At 57.0% G+C, this 21766-nt stretch carries 22 protein-coding genes and 1 tRNA gene; 17 read left to right on the top strand and 6 right to left on the bottom strand.

Going from position 1 to position 21766, the window contains the following annotated elements; genetic code table 11:
* Positions 1-5 precede the first annotated feature (5 nt).
* The 7 genes from ABI171_RS10490 (at position 6) to ABI171_RS10460 (ending at position 6912) form a co-directional block, all read left to right on the top strand.
* Complete coding sequence (locus tag ABI171_RS10490; protein WP_348092498.1) at positions 6-773, top strand: molecular chaperone; 768 nt, start codon at positions 6-8, stop codon at positions 771-773.
* A 95-nt stretch (positions 774-868) separates the two neighbouring features.
* Positions 869-1816, top strand: coding sequence for a fimbrial protein (locus tag ABI171_RS10485; RefSeq protein WP_348092497.1), 948 nt, complete (start codon positions 869-871; stop codon positions 1814-1816).
* 174 nt (positions 1817-1990) lie between these two features.
* Positions 1991-2689 (top strand): response regulator transcription factor, encoded by a 699-nt coding sequence (locus ABI171_RS10480; RefSeq protein WP_348092496.1) that lies wholly within the window; start codon positions 1991-1993, stop codon positions 2687-2689.
* 180 nt (positions 2690-2869) lie between these two features.
* On the top strand, positions 2870-3571 hold the full coding sequence (locus tag ABI171_RS10475) for a response regulator transcription factor (protein ID WP_348092495.1): 702 nt from the start codon (positions 2870-2872) through the stop codon (positions 3569-3571).
* A gap of 5 nt (positions 3572-3576) precedes the next feature.
* On the top strand, positions 3577-5946 hold the full coding sequence (locus ABI171_RS10470) for a transporter substrate-binding domain-containing protein (protein WP_348092494.1): 2370 nt from the start codon (positions 3577-3579) through the stop codon (positions 5944-5946).
* A 239-nt stretch (positions 5947-6185) separates the two neighbouring features.
* Complete coding sequence (locus ABI171_RS10465) at positions 6186-6659, top strand: transposase (protein ID WP_348092493.1); 474 nt, start codon at positions 6186-6188, stop codon at positions 6657-6659.
* Between the two features lie 177 nt (positions 6660-6836).
* A tRNA-Lys gene (locus ABI171_RS10460) sits at positions 6837-6912 on the top strand.
* A gap of 44 nt (positions 6913-6956) precedes the next feature.
* Here the strand turns inward: ABI171_RS10460 and ABI171_RS10455 are convergent.
* Positions 6957-7115 carry a hypothetical protein gene (locus ABI171_RS10455; protein WP_348092492.1) on the bottom strand — a complete coding sequence of 53 codons (159 nt, stop codon included), beginning with the start codon at positions 7113-7115 and terminating at the stop codon, positions 6957-6959.
* Between the two features lie 160 nt (positions 7116-7275).
* Between ABI171_RS10455 and ABI171_RS10450 the strand changes: the two genes are divergently transcribed.
* From ABI171_RS10450 to ABI171_RS10440, 3 genes are all read left to right on the top strand, one after another.
* A complete protein-coding gene (locus ABI171_RS10450) occupies positions 7276-7644 on the top strand; it encodes a hypothetical protein (RefSeq protein ID WP_348092491.1) in 369 nt (122 codons plus the stop codon).
* Positions 7645-8059: 415 nt separating this feature from the next.
* On the top strand, positions 8060-8284 hold the full coding sequence (locus ABI171_RS10445; protein WP_348092489.1) for a hypothetical protein: 225 nt from the start codon (positions 8060-8062) through the stop codon (positions 8282-8284).
* Positions 8285-8578: 294 nt separating this feature from the next.
* A complete protein-coding gene (locus ABI171_RS10440) occupies positions 8579-9760 on the top strand; it encodes an acyltransferase (RefSeq protein ID WP_348092488.1) in 1182 nt (393 codons plus the stop codon).
* A 148-nt stretch (positions 9761-9908) separates the two neighbouring features.
* On the opposite strand, the gene ABI171_RS10435 is transcribed toward ABI171_RS10440, so the two are convergent.
* Positions 9909-10433, bottom strand: a complete 525-nt coding sequence (locus ABI171_RS10435) for a hypothetical protein (protein ID WP_348092487.1) — start codon at positions 10431-10433, stop codon at positions 9909-9911.
* 332 nt (positions 10434-10765) lie between these two features.
* On the opposite strand from ABI171_RS10435, the gene ABI171_RS10430 reads away from it, so the two are divergent.
* The 4 genes from ABI171_RS10430 (at position 10766) to ABI171_RS10415 (ending at position 13500) form a co-directional block, all read left to right on the top strand.
* Complete coding sequence (locus ABI171_RS10430) at positions 10766-12004, top strand: RNA polymerase sigma factor (protein ID WP_348092486.1); 1239 nt, start codon at positions 10766-10768, stop codon at positions 12002-12004.
* A 133-nt stretch (positions 12005-12137) separates the two neighbouring features.
* A complete protein-coding gene (locus tag ABI171_RS10425) occupies positions 12138-12500 on the top strand; it encodes a YciI family protein (protein WP_348092485.1) in 363 nt (120 codons plus the stop codon).
* Between the two features lie 30 nt (positions 12501-12530).
* Entirely contained in the window at positions 12531-12971 is a 441-nt protein-coding gene (locus tag ABI171_RS10420) for a glyoxalase/bleomycin resistance/extradiol dioxygenase family protein (RefSeq protein WP_348092484.1), read from the top strand.
* 55 nt (positions 12972-13026) lie between these two features.
* A complete protein-coding gene (locus tag ABI171_RS10415) occupies positions 13027-13500 on the top strand; it encodes a VOC family protein (RefSeq protein ID WP_348092483.1) in 474 nt (157 codons plus the stop codon).
* 41 nt (positions 13501-13541) lie between these two features.
* Here the strand turns inward: ABI171_RS10415 and ABI171_RS10410 are convergent, their stop codons facing one another.
* Positions 13542-15422, bottom strand: coding sequence for a C13 family peptidase (locus tag ABI171_RS10410; protein WP_348092482.1), 1881 nt, complete (start codon positions 15420-15422; stop codon positions 13542-13544).
* A 262-nt stretch (positions 15423-15684) separates the two neighbouring features.
* On the opposite strand from ABI171_RS10410, the gene ABI171_RS10405 reads away from it, so the two are divergent.
* Together ABI171_RS10405 and ABI171_RS10400 are read left to right on the top strand one after the other, a co-directional pair.
* Entirely contained in the window at positions 15685-16404 is a 720-nt protein-coding gene (locus ABI171_RS10405) for a Crp/Fnr family transcriptional regulator (protein ID WP_348092523.1), read from the top strand.
* 278 nt (positions 16405-16682) lie between these two features.
* Positions 16683-17318, top strand: coding sequence for a Crp/Fnr family transcriptional regulator (locus ABI171_RS10400; RefSeq protein ID WP_348092481.1), 636 nt, complete (start codon positions 16683-16685; stop codon positions 17316-17318).
* Positions 17319-17418: 100 nt separating this feature from the next.
* Here the strand turns inward: ABI171_RS10400 and ABI171_RS10395 are convergent, their stop codons facing one another.
* Positions 17419-17637, bottom strand: a complete 219-nt coding sequence (locus ABI171_RS10395; RefSeq protein ID WP_348092480.1) for a glycine zipper 2TM domain-containing protein — start codon at positions 17635-17637, stop codon at positions 17419-17421.
* Between the two features lie 340 nt (positions 17638-17977).
* On the opposite strand from ABI171_RS10395, the gene ABI171_RS10390 reads away from it, so the two are divergent.
* The gene (locus tag ABI171_RS10390; protein ID WP_348092479.1) at positions 17978-19003 is read left to right on the top strand and encodes a class I fructose-bisphosphate aldolase; all 1026 of its coding nucleotides are present in this window, start codon (positions 17978-17980) and stop codon (positions 19001-19003) included.
* Positions 19004-19080: 77 nt separating this feature from the next.
* On the opposite strand, the gene ABI171_RS10385 is transcribed toward ABI171_RS10390, so the two are convergent.
* Together ABI171_RS10385 and ABI171_RS10380 are read right to left on the bottom strand one after the other, a co-directional pair.
* Positions 19081-20301: a 6-phosphofructokinase gene (locus ABI171_RS10385; protein WP_348092478.1), complete on the bottom strand. Its 1221-nt coding sequence runs from the start codon at positions 20299-20301 to the stop codon at positions 19081-19083.
* 141 nt (positions 20302-20442) lie between these two features.
* Complete coding sequence (locus tag ABI171_RS10380) at positions 20443-21555, bottom strand: substrate-binding domain-containing protein (RefSeq protein ID WP_348092477.1); 1113 nt, start codon at positions 21553-21555, stop codon at positions 20443-20445.
* Positions 21556-21766 lie beyond the last annotated feature (211 nt).

Here is a 21766-nt window from a genome sequence, read left to right as displayed (position 1 = left end):
TTGATATGAACACCAAGACAAAACCAATCAAGCAGTTGCGTCCGCAGACGCTGATGCAAATGGCATGGCGCGTGCTGACGCTGTGCGCCTTGAACCTGCCGATGCTGGCGCACGCGGCGATCGTGCCCGACCGTACGCGGGTGATTTACTCCGAAGGCGAGCCGTCGGTGAGCGTGACGATCAGCAATAAGAATCCAAAACTGCCGTTTGTCGTGCAGTCTTGGATCGAGGATGAGAAGAGCGTCAAGGTTTCTGCGCCGTTCATGGTGCTGCCGCCGTTGCTGCGGGTCGAGCCGAACGACAGCAACGTCTTGCGTATCGTCAAGCTGCCCGGCGACGCCTTGCCGCACGACCGCGAATCGGTGTTTTACCTGAACATCCGGGAGATTCCACCGAAGAGCGAAGCGGTCAACGCCATGCAAATCGCGCTGCAGTCCAAGCTCAAGTTGTTCTATCGCCCCAAGGGCGTGCAGCCGAAGCGCGGCGAAGATGTCGGCCTCAGCCTGAACTTGCAACTCGATCCGGTGGCAAAGAAGATAGTGATCGATAACCCGACGCCTTTCCATGTCACGGTGGTTGGTTTCCTGGCTGGCGTGGACAAAATCAAAGTGCCGATGGAAACCGTCATGATCAGTCCGATGAGCAAGGTTGATGTGGCGGTAAAGGATTTCGGTTTCAGTAAATTGTATGTCTCGCACATGAACGATTTCGGTGGCCAGACAGATTCCGAATTCAGTTGCAGTGCGAATGTGTGCAAGGGCGTGCAGCCATGAACGTCGCAGCTTGCCGGATGAGATGGCATGGCGTCCGATGGTTCCGATTGCTGCTGTTGTGCTGCGCCTGCTTTTTTGCGCATTCGGCCTCAGCTTTGCAATGCAGTTCCCTGACCGACGGCAGCTATCTGACGGAATCGATCGGACCGGTATCGGTGCCGGATTCTGTTCCTGACGGTACGATCATCTGGTATTCGAAAACCCACACTGTTCCAGCCAGATGCTGGAAGGTACGCGACCAGCATTTTGCCGAAGACGATCCTATTTATTTCTACGGCAATCCGGCAAATTTGAATACGCAGGGCTGGGGCATCGAATTCGGCTTGTTGTACAAAGGGGTGTACGCTTGGGATGGCGACTGGAGCTCCACCCCGCGCGCCGGCGTTTTTACCGGGTTCACCTCTCCCGGGTGCCCCGGCGCAGCCAACGATGCAGACATGCTGGCGTGTTCATTGGTGCAGCCAGCCATCACGTTTCAGGTAGTTATCCGCAAGCGCGGCTTGCTGCCGTTTCAACGACCGCCGCAAGATACCTATGATGTATTCCAGTTTGACGGCGCGTATGGATTGAATGGCGGCGCCGGCAATCCCTTTGGCAATTTCCGCTATCAGTTGAGCGGCTTGCAAAACATTGTCGGCACGCCTTGTACCGTGGATGTAACGGTGACGCCAGAGCCGGGAATCATCGATTTCGGGCAGGTGCAAAAAACCACCACGGGCTTTTCGCCGCCGAATCCGACCAAGCCGTTCAGCCTGGCGCTGGATAAGCAATGCAATAGTCCGATCAATGTCGGCGCCTATTTCAATACCGCCAACCAGAGTGGACCGAACACGATTTTGCCGGCCGGCGATAGCCAGTTCGGGATACAGATAAAAGATGGCGGCGGCAATCTGCTGCCCATCAATGAACCGTTTCCCCTGGCGAATTTTGCGGCCGATGTGAGCCATATCGATGTGCCGTTCAGCGCGACGATGGTGCCCCTGGGGGATCCGAAAATCGGGCCGTTTGAAGCGATCGTGGTGGTGCAGATTATTTATTACTGATTCGCCAATGTTACTTTGCTAGGCGGGAGTTGTTTTTAACATTAAATGTCATTTCCATATTGCATCTTTGCGGTATAGTTTTAACAGACTTACCAAACACGGATGATCGGTGTTCGGTTATTTCCTTGAATGTCAATTGCCATTTGATCATGGTTATGAGGGCGCACAAACGTCATGCTGAGGTCTGCCGACAATCCGATCCGTATCGCCTTGCTTGACGACCACGCGATCGTCCGCCATGGCATGCTCGTCAGGTTGTCCAAGGAAGCCGATTTCAATGTGATCGGGGTATATGCCACAGGGCGCGAAATGATCAGCGGTTTGCGCAACGCGCCGGCGGATGTACTGGTGGTCGATTATTCCTTGGGGCCGACCGAGATTGACGGCATCAACCTGCTGCAGCTGCTGAAGATCAAGTACCCGCTGTGCAAGATACTGGTTGCCTCTGCCCACAGCAGTTCAGCCACGGTAGAACTGGTGATGCGTGCCGGCGCCAGGGGCTTTGTCGACAAGGCGCATCAGCTGTCCACCCTGGTCGAAGCGATTCGCGTGGTTGCCGATGGCGGTGTTTACGCGGATGCGGTTGAGCAAGCGCCGTTGCCTCGGCCGACGCCGCTGGCTCGGGATGGCACGCTACAACCGGTGAATAGTATTTCACCGGTCCCGGCCGCGCAAAAAAATCAAGCGCTGTCGCCGCGTGAGCGTGAGGTCATCCGTTGTTGCCTGGACGGCATGTCGGTGATTGAAATTGCCAAGAAGTTCTCTAAAAGCCGGAAGACGATCAGCACCCAGAAACAATCGGCCATGAGCAAGCTGGGCCTGCAAAGCGACAACGAGTTATTTGCCTTGCGCGATCGCGGCAACGATTTTTGAACGGAGCGGCTGATCAAGCCTGTTTATACAGTGGGTTCGGACAAATCCGATATACGCCTTATTTTCCCTGAGGCAGAATGATTCCGGCAGTCAATTTTTCGCAAACAAGGCTGGCGCATCCGCAATCTGCTGCGTCCGATACCGAGCGGCGGTAATGAATTTATCTAGGGATTTTTGAATATGGACTGGACCGCGGCAAGCCCGTTGCGCATTGCATTGCTGGACGATCATGCAGTAGTGCGGCATGGCTTGGTTGAATTGTTGAGCGAAGAGTCTGATTTTCGGGTGATCGGCGCGTTCGCCAATAGCCGCGAAATGATGGCGGTGTTGCGCACCAAGCCGGCCGATTTGCTGCTGGTGGATTATGCGCTGGCGCCGGACGATATCGAAGGCCTGAATCTGATACGGGCGCTGTGCATCCGTTTTCCGGAAAGCAAGATCCTGGTCGCGTCCGCACATTACAGTCCGGCCACGATCGCCTTGGCCTTGCGCGCCGGCGCACGTGGCTTTGTCGGCAAGAACCAGCCGCTGACCGATCTCGTCGGCGCGATTCGCACGGTCGCACGCGGCCGGGTCTACCTGGACCCTGAACTGGCAATTGAATTTGCCTATCTGCTGTCGGACGTCGCGGTGCAGGATGCGGTGGCAGAGGCTGCTTCCGAGGCGAACGAGGATCCGCTGATCCATCATGCAGAGCTGTCGCCGCGCGAAAGAGAGGTGCTGCGCTGCTGCCTCAACGGCATGTCGGTGACTCAGGTGGCCGAGAAATTCGGCCGCAGCACCAAGACCATCAGCACGCAAAAGCAATCGGCGTTCCGCAAGCTGGGGATACGCACCGACAACGAACTGTTCAAGATGCACCGGCAGTTGGGAATGCTATGAGGAGGATGTTCCATTTCCTTTTGTGGCTAGCTTCCATCTCGTTCTGCCTGACGCCGGCCTATGCGGAAACGCCGAACGCGACATTGTTTACCGCCGGGGAACTGGCCTGGATTGCGGCACACCCTGTGGTACACATCGCGGTCGACCCGGACTGGCGGCCGTTGGAATACGTTGAGCACGGCGTGCACAAAGGTTTGACAGCGGAATACCTGGAGGCGATTGCTCATCTTACAGGTTTGAATTTCCAGCTGGTGCCGGGCCAGAGTTGGGCCGACGCGCAGAAGGCGCTGATCACCGGACGAATCGACTTGTTGCCCGCCGTATCGGCGCAATTTGCAACGCCATCGCTGTCCGCCATCACCACCTTCAGCGAACCGTATTTTGTCGGCTCGACGATTATCGTCACCACCGAGGCGGAACCGATCATCTTCGATGCGCGCAAGCTGAACGGCAAGACCGTGGCGATCAAAGGCGGCGGTGTCTATGAGCGTTTGTTGCGCGCCCAGTTTCCCGAGATTCACCTGCTGCCCCTGCAGAGTCCTGAGGCGGCGCTGCAGGCCGTGGCCGATGGCCGTGCCGATGCGGCGGTCGGGGTCGATACGGCCATGCACCCGCTGCTGCGGCGTAAATACCTGGGCACTTTGCATATTTCCGGCACCATCGGCGAGCTGCCGGTCACGGTGTCAATGGGAGTGCGCAAGGATCTGCCCGAGCTGGCGTCGATCGTGCAGAAATCGCTCAACACGCTGACCGCCAAGCAAACCGACGACATGATGGACAAGTGGCTGGAGAGCACCGACTACGGCGCACCCTCCTGGAGCACCCTCCTGCAGTACTACAGCACGGAATTGACCTTTCTTCTGATCACGATTGTACTGATCCTGATATTCGCCCAGCGCGCCAGGGTAGCGCGCCGGCAAGCGGTAAAAAGCGAACAGGCCAAGACCCGGTTCCTGGCCGTAATGAGCCACGAAATCCGTACGCCGATGAACGCCATCCTGTCGTCGATGGAACTGCTGCAGCGCTCCAGGCTGGATAAGCGCCAGCACGAGTTGGCCGACCTGGCAGGATCGGCCGCCGAAACCTTGCTCAACTTGCTTGATGATGTGCTGGATCTGTCCAAACTGGAAGCCCGCAAACTGCAGCTGGAAGCCATGCCCGCCGATATCGCGGCGCTGGTGCAGCAGGCCATCGACATGATGCAGATCAAGGCGCATGAAAAGCAATTGACGATACAGCTGCTGTTGCCGGCGCCGGTCGAGGTGGATGTGTTGATCGATCCTACGCGGGTGCGGCAGGTATTGCTCAACTTGCTGTCAAACGCGGTCAAGTTCACCGACCGCGGCGGCGTCACCGTGACGATCCGGCTGCTGGGAGACTTGCTGGCGTCGACATCCGGCATGACGTTGCAAGTGACTGTCAGCGACACCGGTATCGGCGTTTCGCCTGAGCAGCAAAGGCGGCTGTTCCAGCCGTTTTCCCAGGCCGACAGCTCGACCACGCGGCGCTATGGCGGCACCGGCCTGGGACTGGTGATTTGCCGTGAACTGATCGAAAGCATGGGCGGCTCGCTGACCCTGCAAAGCGAAGTCGGCAGCGGCACCGCCATCAGTTTTTCCATTCCCGTCACAACCCGGCAGCGTGCGGCAGCTGCGACGCCGCCGGCGATCAGCGCGGAGTCCGTGCCGGACGCTGTGACAGGAGTCGTCCGGCCGACGATCCTGGTGGTCGACGACCATCCCAATAATCGCCTGGTGATCCAGCGCCAGCTGGAAGAACTTCAATGCGACGCCGTGCTGGCGGAAGATGGACCGACCGCATTGACGCTGTCCGCCGCCAGGCAGTATCCATTGATACTGCTGGACTGTTATCTGCCGGGCATGGATGGCTACCAGGTTGCGCGCACGATCCGTAAGCGAGAGCAGGGCGGCGCCCGGCATCAGCCGATTATCGCCATCTCTGCAGCGGTCGATCCAGAGCATGTGCAACGCTGCATGGAAAGCGGCATGGATGGCGTGCTACGCAAACCGCTGCGGCTCACCGAACTGAAAGGCATCATCGAAGCCTGGTGCGATGTCGAACTGAATTCTGCCCCGCGCCAGCCAAGTCCGTCGTCAATAGATTCGGCTGAGCTGTTTCGCACCAGCACCCGGCAAGATCTGGCGGATATCCAGCGTACCTTGCATAGCGGCGACTATCAGCTGATGGCGCGCTATGTCCATCGTCTCAAGGGCGCTGCAATGATCGCCGACATGCCGGCGATCGTGACGGCCAGCGAGCAGATAGAAATCCTTCTTGGCGGCCTGCCTGCGGTAGATGTCGCCGCGCTTAGCCGCGCCTGCTCTGCGCTGGACGACAGTCTCGCGCATAGTTGACAGCGGGATTCCGCTGCGGATCGTGGTCGCCGGATACGCTGACGCTACGTCCTATATTTTCAGACTTATCTTATATCACTTGACGTTGTGGGCCGCTAGAATGCTAAGCCTGAGCCTCGGATAGATCGCCATACACTTTGTTTCTGTAGCGACATGACCAGTCGTTACCGGAAGCCGATTACAGTGATTGACGAAAGAGGCGATTAGCACAACCAAAAAATTTTCTAGAGGCCGTCACGATGAATGAGGTACAGACACAGGAAGTGAAACTTCGGGATGACCAATGGCAAATGCTGGAGCCTATGCTGACCGGCAAGCAGAGCGATCCAGGCGCACGTGCAAAAAACAATCGCCTGTTCATCGAAGCTGTTCTTTGGATTGTGCTGAACAAAAGCTTGTGGCGTCATCTGCCGCAGCAGTTCGGCAGTTCCAGTACAGTCTACATGCGCTTCAGGCGCTGGACCGAGTGCGATTTCTGGCGTCAGCTGGCGCAAAGCAAGATGGAAGATCGCGAGCTGGTATTGATGCTGGAGCAGATCGTCGAGTATGGCGACATGTATACGCAACGCATCGAACAACGCATGGTCAGGAAAGCCCGCAAGGCCATCTACAAATCCGCCATCGGCGCCGCGAAGGCCATCAAGCCGACCCGTCGCGCGCAATGTAGCGGGGACGAGTCGACATTGCATTGGGTCGGGCTGGTGACTTCCTGATTTATTAAGTTCGAAGAAGTCTGCACTAAATGCTGTTTCGAGCCGCCATTTGGCTGCTGTACCAGATGTAACCAGGGCTTTACGAGGGTGGAAGCAACGCAAAATCCCCGCCCTCATAGAAATTCACACGAAGAACTAGCAAAAATAATAAACTGCAGCTATAATTCGTCCCCTGTTGGGGCGTTAGCTCAGCTGGTAGAGCAGCGGACTCTTAATCCGTAGGTCGTGTGTTCGAATCACACACGCCCCACCAACAGTTTCAAGGCTTCCCGAGCAATTGGGGAGCCTTTCTACTTTCTAGGGTGTGCGTTTTTCTGCCGTCGCCGCACAAATCTTCTTTCCTACCGCGTCTGCCAATTGATCTGTGACCAAATGGGCATGCCACCTAGTGGAAACGCTTGACATGTGGCCCAGCACCGCACCTACAGTAAATAGGTCGACATCGGAGTTGATCATCTCCGAAGCGGCCCCATGTCGCAGGTCATGAAGACAAGCGCATATCATCCCGGCCGACCACGGGTCTCCACGTAACATCTCGTAACGTACCTTACTGTTGCCGGGTAGTTTCAAACCGGGGGTCAGGCGTTCAATAAAAACATCGTTACAGGAATACAAAATGAAAAAATATCTCATTATCGTCGCAGGATTAATGACAAGTGCCACCCTGATGATGGCCGCAGGTCCGGTCATGGCAGGAGGTGTGGACGTAGACGTGAATATTGGCGTTCCCGGCATCTATCAACCGGCACCGGTCTATGTTCAACCGCGCCCTGTGTATGTTCAACCGGCACCGGCCTACGTCGAACAACGACCATATTATGTTGAACGTGAACGTGAGCACGAATGGCGCGAACGTCAGGCACGGGCACGTCAATGGCGTGAAGAGCATCGAGATGAACGCTATGACCGTCGCGACGACCGGCGTGACGATCATGACGACCGCCGTGACCATGATCGTGGCGAACATCGCGGTCACGACGATTAATCATTGATTGGCACGTCGCGCTGGAACAGAATGCAAGTGTACAAAAGGACTTTCTCGCGGAAGCCCTTTTTGTTTTGCAGAATCGTTCACGCTTTGTTTGCGTTTTTGCCCTGCTGGCATCATTGCGTCTCTGGATGGATGTTCTCCGACCGGATATGAGTTAAGCCCGCACCGTTGATTTGTTGCTTTAGTTACAGACAAATACAATTTTTCAGTCATCATTCCACCGTCCTTTAACGTTTAGCGGGTAACAACCGCGATTAACTTGCGCTTGTGTCTTCACATAGGAATCTTCATCTTGCTTGAAAATTTCCTATTTACAATAATGTCGAGGAGCAAGTGCCGTTGAAAACAGGGAGTGAGAGGTTTTACTTTAGGTTGAATGGCAATACCTATCCACGAGGACGCTAATATCATGAAATTCACAACATTAATCCCAGCTACTATCGTGGCGCTTGCCTTGGGTGGCTGCGTGGTGGCGCCACCGGTTGCGCGCCCGGTTTACGTTGCGCCGCCAGGCGTGGTGTATATCGCACCGACTTACGCGATACCTGGTCCTGGCTACGTCTGGGCCTATCATTCGCACTATGGCTGGGGCTGGCACCACCCGCAATACGGCTGGCATCGCGGCTGGCGCTGATAGTTGGTCTGATCGCTGTGGCTGAGCGTCCCAATCGTCTCGCGCAGTCCAGCATGACTTAGGTCGAAAAAACCACTGTCGGGTCCTGTCGTTTTGCGAGGCAGGATCCGTCAGTGGTTTTTTTCGCCTGACGGAAGTCAAGGTTAGATAAATATAGCTGCGATAGCCTGCTCGATTTTTTCTTCAGTCATTCAGTAGACACGCGGCAGGGGGGGACGTACACTTCGTTGTTTTTTGGCAATATTAATCACGAATTTGCCGATACCGTCACCCAACCCTCTCCATCACGCCGCAATGCCGCCAATCTCGCAAGCCGCCGCCAGCAAATCACATAGAAACAATGGCCTGGATACGCTGCGCGCAGCGGCCATCATCCTGGTGTTCATGTATCACTATATGGTGTTTGTCAGCCATGAAGCGACATTCGGCTGGGTCAGTACGATAGGCTGGGTCGGGGTCGACCTGTTCTTTGTGCTGAGCGGCTATCTGATCAGTAATCAGATTTTTGCCGGCGTCGCCAGAGGGCAGCAGTTGTCGCTCAAGAATTTCTACGCGCGCAGATTCTTGCGGACGCTTCCCAATTTCTATGTCGTGCTGGGTTTGTATTTCCTGTTTCCGGCGGTAATGGGCGGGAACGCGCCGCCACCGCTCTGGCGATTCCTGACGTTTACGCAAAATCTGTGGCTGCAACCGGGCACGGCATTTTCACATGCATGGTCATTGTGCATCGAGGAGCAGTTTTATCTCTTGCTGCCCGCAGTGGTCATCCTCGCCGCGCGTTATGGCAAATCGATCAGGCTGGCCTGGATCGCGCTGGCGGCGCTGATGGTGGCCGGGATCACTCTGCGTAGCTTGTTGTGGCTGCACTATGGGCGGCAAGCGGGCGGGGCGATCGGAGGCTACTATCCGAATGTCTACTATTCCAGCTTTTGCCGGTTTGACGAGTTCTTGCCTGGCATCGGCGTGGCGATCCTGAAAAATTTTCACCAGGATGCCTGGCAAAGAATCCTGCGCCGCGGCCAGGCGATATTGCTGGCGGGTGTGCTGACCACGGCGCTGCTGTTCTATATGGTCGTCAATTACTATGCGATCGATGGTTATGGTTACGGCTACTTCATGACGGGTTTCGGCTATTCGCTGCTTGCGCTTGCCTTTGCGTTGCTGGTTGCCGCGGCGCTCAGTCCCGTCAGCTACCTGTATCGCTGGCGGATTCCCGGCGCCGCCCGGCTCGCCGCATGGTCGTATGCGATCTATCTGGCGCACAAGCCGCTGGCCATGATCGTACACAAGATGCTGGCCGGTGCCGGTCTGAATGCCGTTGCCGAAGTGGCTTTGATTGTGGCGTTGAGCATCGCCGCCGGGTGGTTGCTTTACCGGCTGGTTGAAACACCGTTCATGAAGCTGCGCGATGTCCGCTATCCAGGCAACTTCGCGGCCGACGTTACATCATCTTTGCCCCTCAAAGCCGCGGCGTAGAGGGTAGCGCTGGGAGTGGTGCCGGCAGCGACGCCGGCCGCCAGGCCGCGCCAGAAATTTTCCTCCCGCGCATGGGACAGAGGAGACATGAAGCTGACGGAGGCGCCTCCTGCCAGGCAATCGACAAGCACCTTAACTATTTCATGGACTACTTGTCCACTGCAGGCCCGGCCACCCGGGTGTGTTGGGAGGTCCAGTTGACTTCCCATGTCTTGCCACCATCCGCCGACATCGACTGTTCCCAACGGGCGCTGTTCGGCGTGATATCAAACCATTTGTAGCGCACCCGCACCACTTTACCGTCCAGCGTATCGTCGCCTTCAAAGACGCCCACGCCATCGGCAAATTTGCCCACCACCGGCGCCAGTAGCGTGCCAGCCTGGTCCAGGCCGCCGGTCTTGTTGTCTATCCAGAAAATGCTCCAGAGTCTGGTCTCGGGGCTGAAGATGCGCAACGACATGCCGACGAAACCGGGACGCCAGTTGAGCGGCCGGAAATCGTCGTAGTCGCCGATGCCGCCCGGTAGCGCATAGGCGGCCTGGTCGGCTTCAAAGGTTTCCCACTTGGTCGATCCTTGCAAGCGTCCCACCAGCCGGTGGTTGACGACATGCCAGCGGCCGAGGATGAAATCGAAATCGTGTGCGCTTTCGGCGCTTTGTTCCGTGCTGTTCATGACGGTCTCCCCGGTGGCGGCGCAGGCGCTGGTCAACGCTGCGGATAAACATAACGCCAGCACATGGCATGTCTGGCGAAATTTGACTGGCAGTGTCACGCAAGTGTTCATTTTTACCCCCCTTTGGTCATGGTGTGTCTGCACTGTAAACGCTAAACAGGGCATTATTCGCCCTATTAAATCAGGACTTGTTTTGCTGTCCGCCGGAGTGGGGCGGCGATTGATTCGATGTATCATTCCTTTGCCAAAGACGTACAGGATATTGATGGAGCCCGCCGCAGGCCGCCTGCTGCAGCGCGCAAAAACTATCTGCCAGAGACGATGCCGACACTATGCCGACGCCACTAAGCGCCAAGATTGATGCTATTTACCGTAGTGAATCGCGGCGCGTGTTCGCGACCCTGGTGCGCCTGCTGGGCGACTTCGACACTGCGGAAGAAGCCTTGCAGGACGCCTTCAAGGCCGCTATCGAACAATGGCCGCGCGATGGCATCCCCGACAAGCCGGCAGCCTGGCTGGTGTCGGCCGGACGCTTTAAAGCAATCGATGGCATCCGCCGGCGCGCCAGGTTCACCGCCTATGACGAAGTGGCCGAAACGATCGAGGCGATTGCCGATGAGACGCCGGCCTCGAACGAGCGCGAAGAGCTCGAAGACGACCGCCTGCGGCTGATTTTCACCTGCTGTCACCCCTCGCTGGCGCCGGATGCGCAGATCGCTCTCACATTGCGCGAAGTTTGCGGCCTCAGCACGGAAGAGATCGCCCGCGCTTTCCTGACTCCCGCGCCTACGCTGGCGCAGCGCATCGTGCGCGCCAAGGCCAAAATCCGCGACGCCCGCATCCCTTATCAAGTCCCGGGCCGCGATGAACTGCCGGCGCGGCTGGAGAGCGTGCTGCGCGTGATCTACCTGGTATTCAACGAAGGCTATTCGGCCTCCTCGGGCGCGACGCTGACCCGGCATGATGTATCGCAAGAAGCGATCCGCCTGGCGCGCCTGCTGCAAGAGTTGCTTCCCGAGCCGGAAGCCATCAGTTTGCTGGCGTTGATGCTGCTGCACGAATCGCGCCGCACTGCGCGTACCTCAGCCAGCGGCGACCTGGTGCCATTGGATGAACAAGACCGCACCGTGTGGGACGCCGGGCTGATTGCAGAAGGCTCGGCCCTGGTGCAGCGCGCCTTGTCCTCCGGCCGGGTCGGGACCTATTCGTTGCAAGCGGCGATTTCTGCGGTGCACGCGGATGCGCAGCAGGCTAGCGCCACGGACTGGGGCCAGATCGTCAGCCTGTATGACGCCTTGCTGCGGCTGGAACCGACGCCGGTAATCGCATTGAACCGGGCGGTGGCGGTCGCCATGCATCAGGGACCGCAGGCCGGGCTGGTCCTGGTGGACCAGCTGATCGCCGACGGTCACTTGCAAAATTATCATCTCGCGCATGCAGCGCAGGCGGATTTCCACCGGCGGCTGGGCCATGTTGCCAAGGCCCGCGCCGCCTATGAGCGGGCGCTGGCGCTGACCCGGCAAGAACCGGAGCGGCGTTTCCTGAACCGTCGCCTTGCCGCTTTAGCGTAATTCACGACATCCGGTTTGGATGAAAAGAAATAGGTGAACCGTTGTCGATTACGGCGTTTGCCGTTCGACTAGCTAGTGTAAACCTGGCAACGCACAGTCAACCCTGATTCAACGCCATCAACCGGAGACCACCATGAATTATCTATGCCTTGTCTATCTTGCACCGGACCAGCTGCATTCCTGCCCGGACCATGTCTGTTTCGCCTATGCCGAAGAACTGCGGGGGAGCGGGCATTTTATCGCCGCCCAGGCCCTGAAGCCGGTCGACAGCGCCACCACCGTTCGCATACGCAACGGCCATATGTCGCTGACCGACGGACCGTTCGCCGAAACCAAGGAACAGCTGGCGGGCTTCTACCTGATCGACGCCAAGGATCTCAACGAGGCGATCCATTGGGCTTCCAGGATTCCGCCGGCGCGTTACGGCAGCATTGAAGTGCGGCCGGTAAGAGAGCTGGATCTCTCCAGTCTCGCGCTTGCAACCGATGCCGGGTGAACCCTCGATGATTACCTGAAAGGCAATATCATGCACAAGCAAATCTATGTCAATCTGCCGGTCCGCGACCTGCCGAGATCCGTGGCGTTCTTCCAAGGCCTGGGCTATACCTTCGATGCAAAATTCACCAATGACCAGGCGGCATGCATGGAGCTGGGCGAGAACCTGTACGTCATGCTGCTGGTCGAAAAATTCTTCGAAACATTTGCTAAAAAACCCGTCAGTGACGCCACCAGGCAGACCGAGGTGCTGATCTGCGTTTCTTGCGACAGTCGCGCGCAAGTAGACAAGCTGGTGGCCCTGGCATGCACCTCGGGCGCCCGGAAAATGAAAGAGGCGCAGGATTATGGCTTCATGTACAGCAATGGTTTCCACGATCTGGACGGCCATGTGTGGGAAATGATGTATATGGAACCGGAGGCGGCTGGGCAGGCGACATCTCCATGCACCCAGAAGGATGTAAAAGCATAATCCGGCCGGCTTTCTGTGCCGGGCACTTCCCGATCCACTTAGAGGAATAGGAAAAATGCAAAAAATCTGTCCATTTCTATGGTTTGACGGCAGGGCTGAAGAAGCCATGAATTTCTACACGTCGATTTTCAAGGATGCCAAAGTCGGCAACGTCCAGCGTTACGGCGAAGCAGGGCCGGGACCAAAGGGTAGCGTCATGTCTGCCGCCTTCCAGTTGCACGGCCAGGACTTCATTGCCCTCAACGGCGGCCCGCAATTCAGCTTCACACCGGCCATCTCGTTCTTCGTCAACTGCGTAGATCAAGCAGAGGTGGATGCGCTGTGGGACAAGTTTTCTGAAGGGGGCGAGCCGCAGGGATGCGGCTGGATCAAGGATAAATTCGGCCTCAGCTGGCAAGTTATTCCCACCGCGCTGGGCGAGATGTTGCAAGACACAGACAAGCAAAGGGCGCAGCGAGTCATGCAAGCCATGCTGAAAATGGTCAAGATTGACGTCAAGGTGCTACAGCAAGCCTACGATCAGCAATAAATCTCGCCTGTTCGCGTGCTTGCCCGAGCACCGGATCGGGCTTACGACGCCGGCGCTACCTTGCCAGCGGGCGCAGTTGTTGTCATCTGCGCTCGCCATTTTTTCAAATACTGGTCAATCAGGGCCGTGTGATATATCTGCGGTTCGGAATGGAGCACTTTGCCGTCTTTGCCGGCGGCCTTGATATCATCGTTTTCCCAAGTCGCAACCAGTGTCTTGGCCTTATCGAATGCTTCGTCAAAAGACGCGCTGCCTGGCAAGGACTTCTGGAAAAACGCTTTGCCAAAATAAGTGAAGTCATTGTCGTCGGCGCAACCGAAAGAAGTACGGTCGCTGCGCGCGGCGGCAATCACCATGGTGCGATCATCTTTTAGCGGATCTATGAAACCACCCGCGTAGCAGGCAGAGACGACGATGACCTTCCAGCGGATTCCCGATTCGGATAATAATTTCCCCAATTCCGTGGCTTCTAGGTTGCGCAAGCTCATGCCGTTTTGCGCCAGCGACAGTTCGTGATTTTGCGAGCCGTGACTGGTCAGGTAGAGAAACAGGATGTCGTTCTCCTTGTCCATCTTGGCGGCGATGGCATTCAGGCTCTCACGGATGCTGGTGACCGTCGCCATCGGTTGCTCGGCGACCGTGTTGCGGCTGTTCACCAATGCCATCGAACGTCCCTGCGTGCCGAAATCATGATCGAACTGTTTGCGTACAAAGTCCGTTTCGCGATGAAACACCTCCTGGGAACCGTCTCCCGCGACAGCCAGCAGATACAGATTGATCTTTCCGGGGGCATGCGGCGCAACGGCGGCCAGGGTTTTGTCGAGCAGTGGCCGCTGGTTGTATAGCGCGGTTTCAATATTGACGCTAGCTTGATTTTCAGCGCCCTTGTTTTCCAGTTCGCCATCGCGCCAGATGCCGATGTCTTTGCTGCGGCCGTCTTTTTGCGGCGCGGCGTAGGTAAGGATGCCGCCGCCTTCAAACATATTATGCGCAAAGCCGCCCTTATATTCGTCCCCGTCGGCGTTCCGGTAAATACCCATGCCGGCGAATTCCCCATTCTTGAAATAGCCCTCGTAGCGGCTGCCGTCTTTACCGACGAAGCGGCCCGGTCCGTTCAGGGTGCCACCATCAAATGTGCCGTCATAGGTATTGCCGTCGCCATCGGTGAACCTGCCGGGGCCGTCAGGGCGCCATTTCTTGAAGCTGCCGGCATGGCGTGCGCCTTTTTGCATCTGGTGAATCCCGTAGCCGGTGAATTCCTGGCTGTCAAATTCACCTTCGTAGTATTCTCCGGGCCGGGCATCGTAGCGGCCTTGGCCCTGGAAATGTCCATCCGCGAACTGGCCGGTATATTTGCGGCCGTTCTTGTACGTCAATTCACCTTTTCCGGAGAATTTCCATTTTTTGAATTCGCCAATGTACTCCTCGTCTTGGCCAATCCACTTTCCAATACCGTTGATCGAGCTATTGCTGAAGGAACCCTCATAAACCGAGTCCTCGGACGCGATGTATTTTCCTGGCCCGTCAAATCCGCCGTTCAGGAAATGGCCGACATAGACCGATCCCTTCAGATCGACCATTCTGCCTTGACCGCTTCTACGGCCGGCCTGATATTCGCCTTCGTATTGGAAGGTGGACCGGGATGTGAATTTCCCTTTCCCGGAAAATAATCCCCTATCAAAGTTGCCCTCGTAGGCATCGCCATTCGTCCACTCGATTTTCCCTTTGCCTTGCAGTTTGCCGTCCACCAACGGCCCATAATATTTGCCGCCATCCGGAGTCACCGCATCCGGGGCGACTGGCGCAGCGCTGGCGGTGGCGGTCATCAGGCAGGTGAGAACGGCAACCATGATCTTGCCGCTCGCAAACTTGAGGGTCTGGCCGAGACGGGTTGGGCGGGTGTTGAAGAAGATCCTGTACATGTGCTTTCCTGATGACTGAGCGATTCGCTGGCGTTGGTTGCAGTTTGGCAATTTATCACGGAATGTTGTTATTTAAAACAGGAAGATTTAGCCTGCTCGGAAACTGTCGTCGTCGCTCACGTGAAGTAGCTGGCATGACCTGTGTGCGATTAAAAAAATCGGTTAGCTGCCCGACCAGATGGTATTGACGTCCAAATAAAAAGCTCCGAATATGAGGTAAGCGACAGCAATCCGATAGATAAATTCGCCTTGGAGTTTCATGATGGACAACTCTCCAGATCCAAAAAAGAACCACCTGTTGGCAGCCTTGCCCGACTCCGAATGGCAACGCTGGCTGCCGCTGCTGGAATCTGTCGAACTGCCGCTCGGCCGGGTGCTGTACGAATCCGGAAGCACCCTGAGTTATGTGTATTTCCCGACGACCGCCATCGTCTCCTTGCTATACCTGCTGGAAAACGGGGCTTCCGCCGAAATCGCAGTGGTGGGCAACGAGGGCATCGTCGGCGTTTCGCTGTTCATGGGCGGCGAATCCACTCCCAGCCGCGCGGTAGTGCAAAGCGCCGGTCACGGCTTCCGGCTGCAGTCGCGGGCCATGAAAGAGGAATTCAACCGCGCCGGTCCGGTGCTGCATCTGCTGTTGCGCTATACCCAGTCGTTGATCACGCAGATGACCCAGACCGCCGTATGCAACCGTCACCACACGCTGGACCAGCAGTTGTGCCGCTGGCTGTTGCTGAGCCTGGACCGCTTGCAGGGCAACGATCTGGTCATGACGCAGGAGCTGATCGCCAACATGCTCGGCGTCCGCCGCGAAGGGGTTACCGAGGCTGCAGGCCATCTGCAGCAAGCCGGGCTGATCAGCTATTCGCGTGGGCACATTACGGTGCTGGACCGGCCGGGGCTGGAGTTGCGCACCTGCGAATGCTATGCGGTGGTGAAGAAAGAATGTGACCGTCTGCTTCCCGATAAGCAGGCAATCTGATTCCGCGTCGCATTGTCCTTGCCAAGCACCGGCAATGTCATGCCTGCGCTGCCAGCCGGCTCAACGCATTCAACTAAGTTCCCGCTATGTGTGCTGGCAGACAGTCGGCCGTAATTGCTTGATGCACACTGTTAGTGCTACCCAACATTGCATTCGCCAATAACGCACTCTCCGCCTGTTTTGTTGTTACAGGCGGAGCGGCAATATACCGGAGAACTAGTTTGGGCCCCGTCGAGAATCATCTTATCGAGCTGCTCCCGCGTAAGGATCGTTCGCGATTGCTTGCCGTTAGCGAGCTGCTGCAACTGGAATCCGCCGAGGTATTGTGCGAGCCGGGCAAGCCGATTCGTCATGTGTATTTTCCGGTTGAAGCGTCGATTTCACTGCTCGCCCTGATTGACGGCAGCCCCGGCGTCGAAGTCGGGATGGTGGGACGGGAAGGCATGCTGGGCGTGCAGATGATCCTGGGCGTGGCGCTGGCGACGGTGCACGCTGTGGTGCAAAGTCCTGGCACCGCATTGCGTATCGCCGTTAACGATTTCCACAATGAACTGGCACATAGCCAGGCTTTGCAGCGCGGCATGAACACCTATCTTTACGTCCGCCTGGCGCAGATGACGACATCCGCGGCTTGCCTGCGTTTCCACCTGATTGGTCCGCGCCTGGCGCGCTGGCTGTTGATGAGCCAGGACCGGGTCCATGCCGACAGCTTCCATGTCACCCACGAATTCCTGGCGGCCATGCTCGGCGTGCGCCGCGAAGGCATCACCACCGCCGCGAGCGCGTTGCAGCGTAGCGGCCTTATCGCTTATCGGCGCGGCTATCTGACTGTACTTGACCGGCATGGACTGGAAGCGGCCGCATGTGGCTGCTACGCGGCCGAGCGTGAAGCTTATTCGGCGATGCTATGCTGAATGACCAGCGCTAGAGCAGAAAGAGACGCTTCCTGCTCTAGACGTGACAAAGGCAGGCTCGCGCGAACCAAGCCTGCCGAATCTCACCTGCCGTCGGCTATTAGCGCTTGCCGGCCTCGTTGCCGATCACGCCGCCGACTGCTGCGCCGCCGACCGTACCCAGCGCGCTGCCACCGGTCAATACCGCGCCGCCAATTGCGCCTACACCGGCGCCGATCGCGGTATCCTGGCCGCGCCGGGACATACCGTCACAGGCGCTCAAGCCTAACGCCATCATCAAGGTAATCGCACTGACTGCCAATTTTTGTGTCGTTTTCATCGGAACACCTCTTTGTCAAAATAATTTCCAGTTATAGGGAAATGCCTACACCCTGGTCTCCAAAGTAGTCTTAAAAATGCACTTCGTCGGTACGCTGGCGCACCTAAGGCAGCGTTGTGTTGCTGCCTGTGCGTCTGCCAATCAAGGATGCGCATGCCAGCTTACATTTCCAATTTTGCATCGAGAACAACCGTTGCATTCAGCAGCTTGGAGACCGGACATCCCACCTCGGCTAAAATCTGCAGATAAATTTTCAGGCGGTTGCCACGGTGATGCATTCGTGGCAGCATATTCGACGTAACTTCTCATCGTTCGCAGTCATCACCGGGAGTATCAGGCAATGAATATCGACGAACTAAAATCAGTAGCGCGCGCCATCGTGGCGGCCCAGAAGGGCATTCTTGCCGCAGACGAAAGCGGCCCGACGATCAAGAAACGCTTTGATTCAATCAAGCTTGAATGCAGCGAAGAAAATCGCCGCCGTTATCGCGAAATTCTATTTACCACCGTAGGCGCCGAGCGCTATCTGGGTGGCGTCATCCTCTACGATGAAACACTGCGGCAGAGCAGTGCAGAGGGGATACCCTTCGCCGAATTATTAACCCGCCGCGGCATCATCCCTGGCATCAAGGTTGACGGCGGCGCCAAGCCGCTGGCCTTGCATCCGGGCGAAAAAATTACCGAAGGGTTGGACGGTTTGCGCGAGCGTTTACAGGAGTATGCGCAACTGGGAGCGAAGTTTGCGAAATGGCGTGGCGTCATCGAGATCGACGCCACTGACATTCCCAGCAGCTACGGGATTCGCGCCAACGCGCATGCGCTGGCGCGTTATGCCGCCTTATGCCAGGAAGCCGGTATAGTGCCGATCGTCGAACCGGAAGTATTGATGGATGGCGCACATGATCTGGCGCGCTGCGAAGCGGTAAGTTCGCAAGTATTGCAAGCCGTGTTTGACGAGCTGGCGGCGCACGGCGTTGCGCTGGAGGGTATGCTACTGAAGCCGAACATGGTTATCGCCGGCATGAATTCTCCGCAGCAGGCGGGCACCCGCGAGGTTGCCGAAGCCACGATGCGTTGCCTGAAGCAGCATGTACCGCCGGCAGTGCCAGGTATCGTCTTTCTTTCTGGCGGACAAAGCGCGGAAGATGCTACCCACCATTTGAGCGCCATGAATCAGCTTGGTCCGTTCCCGTGGCAAGTCAGTTTCTCCTATGGCAGGGCGCTACAAGCGCCGGTGCTGGAGAGCTGGAAAGGATTGGAGCAGAATGTGGCGGAAGCACAGAAGATATTCTTGCGGCGTTGCGAGCTGAACAGCCTGGCGTGCGCGGGAAAATACAATAGCGGCATGGAGAGCGGCGCTATCTAGCAACCATTCTAGCCACCATGAATGTGAAACAAGTCCGCAAACGGGCTTGTTTCACGTAGGCTTATTGTGTTGCCAACTCAGCTTGCCTTGTTGCGTATCTTGGTCACCGTTTCGGCCCGCAAGCGAAATCCATCCGGCATGCCCGATCCGAGCAGCGGCTTCAAATACTGATGAAAGGCCTCGGTGACGTCGGTGCCGCTGGTGGCGATCAGGTCGTCTTCCATGACACGGGTTTTTCCAGCCACCACATCCAGCGCCATCAATTCATAATTGACAGAATATGAACCGTTGCGTTTGATGGCCACTGTGCCGTTACGTGCTTTTTGCACGGCAAACTGTAGTGCCTTCTCACCGACTTCGCGCGCTTCACGCTGGTCCACATCCGATACGCAGCCGGCAAACGAGCGTTGCAGATAGCCGAAGGTATCGCCGCGCACGCGCTTGATGTTCAGTTTCGACTTGATCTCTTCACATAGCAGATCTGCCAGCGCGCCGTTGCCGGACAATTGCACGTTGCCATGGTCGTCGCGTTCGACTGTTTCCGCCAGCAGGCTGGCGATCGGGGTCCCGGATTCATCGTGTATGCCTTCGGAAACTGCAATCACACAGCGCCCCAGGCGTTGATAGACTTCGTTCACATCGGCCAGGAATTTTTCCAGCACAAAGCTGCGTTCGGGCAGGTAAATCAAGTGCGGTCCATCGTCGGAAAATTTCCGCGCCAACGCTGAAGCCGCAGTCAGGAAGCCGGCATGCCGTCCCATCACTACGCCGACATAAACGCCGGGCAGGGCGGCATTGTCCAGATTGGCGCCGGCAAATGCTTGCGCCACGAAGCGCGCCGCCGATGGAAAACCCGGCGTGTGATCGTTACCGACCAGGTCGTTGTCGATGGTCTTGGGAATATGGATGCAGCGCAGCGGAAAGGCCAGTTTTTCTGCTTCCAGGCTGAGGATGCGCAGCGTGTCGGAGGAATCGTTGCCGCCGATATAGAAAAAATGATTGATCTGATGTGCCTGCAATACCTGGATGATTTCCTGGCAGTATTTGAGATCAGGTTTGTCGCGCGTCGATCCCAGTGCGGAAGATGGCGTGTTCGCCACCAGCTCCAGGTTGCGGCTGGTTTCTTGCGCAAGGTCGAGGAAGTCTTCATTGACGATGCCGCGCACGCCATTGCGCGCGCCATAGACCAGGTCGACATCGCGCACGCCGCGCGCCGCCAACACCACGCCCACCAGCGATTGATTTATCACCGCGGTGGGGCCGCCGCCTTGGGCGATAAGGATTCTTCTGGATTGCATTTGCCTGCTCCTTGGACCATCGTTGTATGGGCTGCTGCTGGGCTGTTACCCGCAGATTCTACCCCGATCGCGCGCCCGTGGCGAAACCCGGACCGGTGGCGCCGGTCCGATCCGCAATCCCGCTGTTACGCAGCCAGGTTTTTATCTGCCCCAGATTTTTTTATACTCGGTGCGGTAGCCGTTGTTGGGCTCGAAAGTATTTTTATCGCCGCCATGGAAAGCGATGTTCTGTTCCGTCACCAGATAGGCTGGCGTGCTGTAGGCGCTGGCCTTTTCGCCGGAAAATGCACGGTTCAGTTCATCGACGATCTGCCATCCTTGCTGGCCGAACGGCTCAGGTACGGTGGCGATTTGCTGGCTCTTGTTGCGGATGCGCTGATACGCGGTTTCAGAGCCTTCGCCAGCCGACAGCGTCTCGATCTTGTTGCTGGCAAGGATGGCCATCGAAGCCGGCGCCGCCAGCAGGTCGAGATAGCTGTCGTTGACGCCGATGATGTAGGTCCATTTTTTGCCGAAGCGTTGCTGCAACGATGTCAGCAAGGCCGGTATCTTGTCTGCGGCGGTAGTGATCGGCAAGGCTTCAACGCTGAGCAGGCTGCAGGTGCGGCATTGTTTGATGACGGCAGCCACTTCATTCGATTTTGCCTGCGAATACAGGCTGGCCGGATCGGTGAGCACCACCACGCCGGCCTTGCCGTTCGAGTTGACTACGCCAAGCAAGGCAGCGATCAGCGCTTCTTCCTTGGGATCTGCCGTGACATTCGAAAACAAGCCGTCGCTCGGCCCGATCCTGGTTGATGCATGCCAGCCGACCACGGGCACATTTTGCGTGTTGGCCGCATTCATTTCCTTCGGTTGTTCATTGGCGTCGATGCCGGCCAGCACGATGCCATTGGGCTTCAGCGCCAGGGCGCGGCTGAAGGCTTCCGCGTGCTTGCTGTCGACGCCCCAGCAATCGATCGTGAAGACTTCCCAGCCGGCTACCGCGGCCGCTTCCTGCACACCCTTGGAAACCCGCAAGACGCTATTGTTTTTGAGATTCGAGGCGATGACGACGATGAGTTTTTTCTGTGCCGCCATCTTGGGTCCGGTGATGGGGCCGTCCCAGCTGTTTTTGAAGGCCATCGCCTTGGCGATTTTGGCGTTGGCCCGGTTCAAGAAAGTAGTTGGATCTTCCTGTGCGAATGCTGAACCGATGAGACCGAATACAAGTGCTACCGTTACAAAATTAAAATTAAAATTTGTAATTTTCATTATTTTTTTATCCGGATGTTGACTGCATATTGTCGGAGCGGATTTTTCCCGCTTGTCTTCTTTTGCAAATTAATGCAAATTATTATTTGACAACAACTCCCTGTGCTACAACGCAACCATCTCCTTTCGTTAGCGCCTATGCCGCTTTCCCGTAAATCTGTCTCCATCGGAAAGGGCCTCGGCCTTGGCGTGCCTTAGCTTACGCAAAGGT

The organism is Collimonas sp. (assembly GCF_039923675.1).
GTDB lineage: Bacteria > Pseudomonadota > Gammaproteobacteria > Burkholderiales > Burkholderiaceae_D > Collimonas.
Note: the sequence above shows the minus strand (reverse complement) of the source record. Positions and strands in the feature narration are given on the sequence as shown.

What these genes read in the sequence shown, in the direction of transcription:
- ABI171_RS10490 (WP_348092498.1), top strand. Translation starts at nt 6, where the DNA reads ATGAACACCAAGACAAAACCAATCAAGCAGTTGCGTCCGCAGACGCTG.
- ABI171_RS10480 (WP_348092496.1), top strand. Translation starts at nt 1,991, where the DNA reads ATGCTGAGGTCTGCCGACAATCCGATCCGTATCGCCTTGCTTGACGAC.
- ABI171_RS10475 (WP_348092495.1), top strand. Translation starts at nt 2,870, where the DNA reads ATGGACTGGACCGCGGCAAGCCCGTTGCGCATTGCATTGCTGGACGAT.
- ABI171_RS10470 (WP_348092494.1), top strand. Translation starts at nt 3,577, where the DNA reads ATGTTCCATTTCCTTTTGTGGCTAGCTTCCATCTCGTTCTGCCTGACG.
- ABI171_RS10465 (WP_348092493.1), top strand. Translation starts at nt 6,186, where the DNA reads ATGAATGAGGTACAGACACAGGAAGTGAAACTTCGGGATGACCAATGG.
- ABI171_RS10455 (WP_348092492.1), bottom strand. Translation starts at nt 7,115, where the DNA reads ATGATCAACTCCGATGTCGACCTATTTACTGTAGGTGCGGTGCTGGGC.
- ABI171_RS10450 (WP_348092491.1), top strand. Translation starts at nt 7,276, where the DNA reads ATGAAAAAATATCTCATTATCGTCGCAGGATTAATGACAAGTGCCACC.
- ABI171_RS10445 (WP_348092489.1), top strand. Translation starts at nt 8,060, where the DNA reads ATGAAATTCACAACATTAATCCCAGCTACTATCGTGGCGCTTGCCTTG.
- ABI171_RS10440 (WP_348092488.1), top strand. Translation starts at nt 8,579, where the DNA reads ATGCCGCCAATCTCGCAAGCCGCCGCCAGCAAATCACATAGAAACAAT.
- ABI171_RS10435 (WP_348092487.1), bottom strand. Translation starts at nt 10,433, where the DNA reads ATGAACAGCACGGAACAAAGCGCCGAAAGCGCACACGATTTCGATTTC.
- ABI171_RS10430 (WP_348092486.1), top strand. Translation starts at nt 10,766, where the DNA reads ATGCCGACGCCACTAAGCGCCAAGATTGATGCTATTTACCGTAGTGAA.
- ABI171_RS10425 (WP_348092485.1), top strand. Translation starts at nt 12,138, where the DNA reads ATGAATTATCTATGCCTTGTCTATCTTGCACCGGACCAGCTGCATTCC.
- ABI171_RS10420 (WP_348092484.1), top strand. Translation starts at nt 12,531, where the DNA reads ATGCACAAGCAAATCTATGTCAATCTGCCGGTCCGCGACCTGCCGAGA.
- ABI171_RS10415 (WP_348092483.1), top strand. Translation starts at nt 13,027, where the DNA reads ATGCAAAAAATCTGTCCATTTCTATGGTTTGACGGCAGGGCTGAAGAA.
- ABI171_RS10410 (WP_348092482.1), bottom strand. Translation starts at nt 15,422, where the DNA reads ATGTACAGGATCTTCTTCAACACCCGCCCAACCCGTCTCGGCCAGACC.
- ABI171_RS10405 (WP_348092523.1), top strand. Translation starts at nt 15,685, where the DNA reads ATGGACAACTCTCCAGATCCAAAAAAGAACCACCTGTTGGCAGCCTTG.
- ABI171_RS10395 (WP_348092480.1), bottom strand. Translation starts at nt 17,637, where the DNA reads ATGAAAACGACACAAAAATTGGCAGTCAGTGCGATTACCTTGATGATG.
- ABI171_RS10390 (WP_348092479.1), top strand. Translation starts at nt 17,978, where the DNA reads ATGAATATCGACGAACTAAAATCAGTAGCGCGCGCCATCGTGGCGGCC.
- ABI171_RS10385 (WP_348092478.1), bottom strand. Translation starts at nt 20,301, where the DNA reads ATGCAATCCAGAAGAATCCTTATCGCCCAAGGCGGCGGCCCCACCGCG.
- ABI171_RS10380 (WP_348092477.1), bottom strand. Translation starts at nt 21,555, where the DNA reads ATGAAAATTACAAATTTTAATTTTAATTTTGTAACGGTAGCACTTGTA.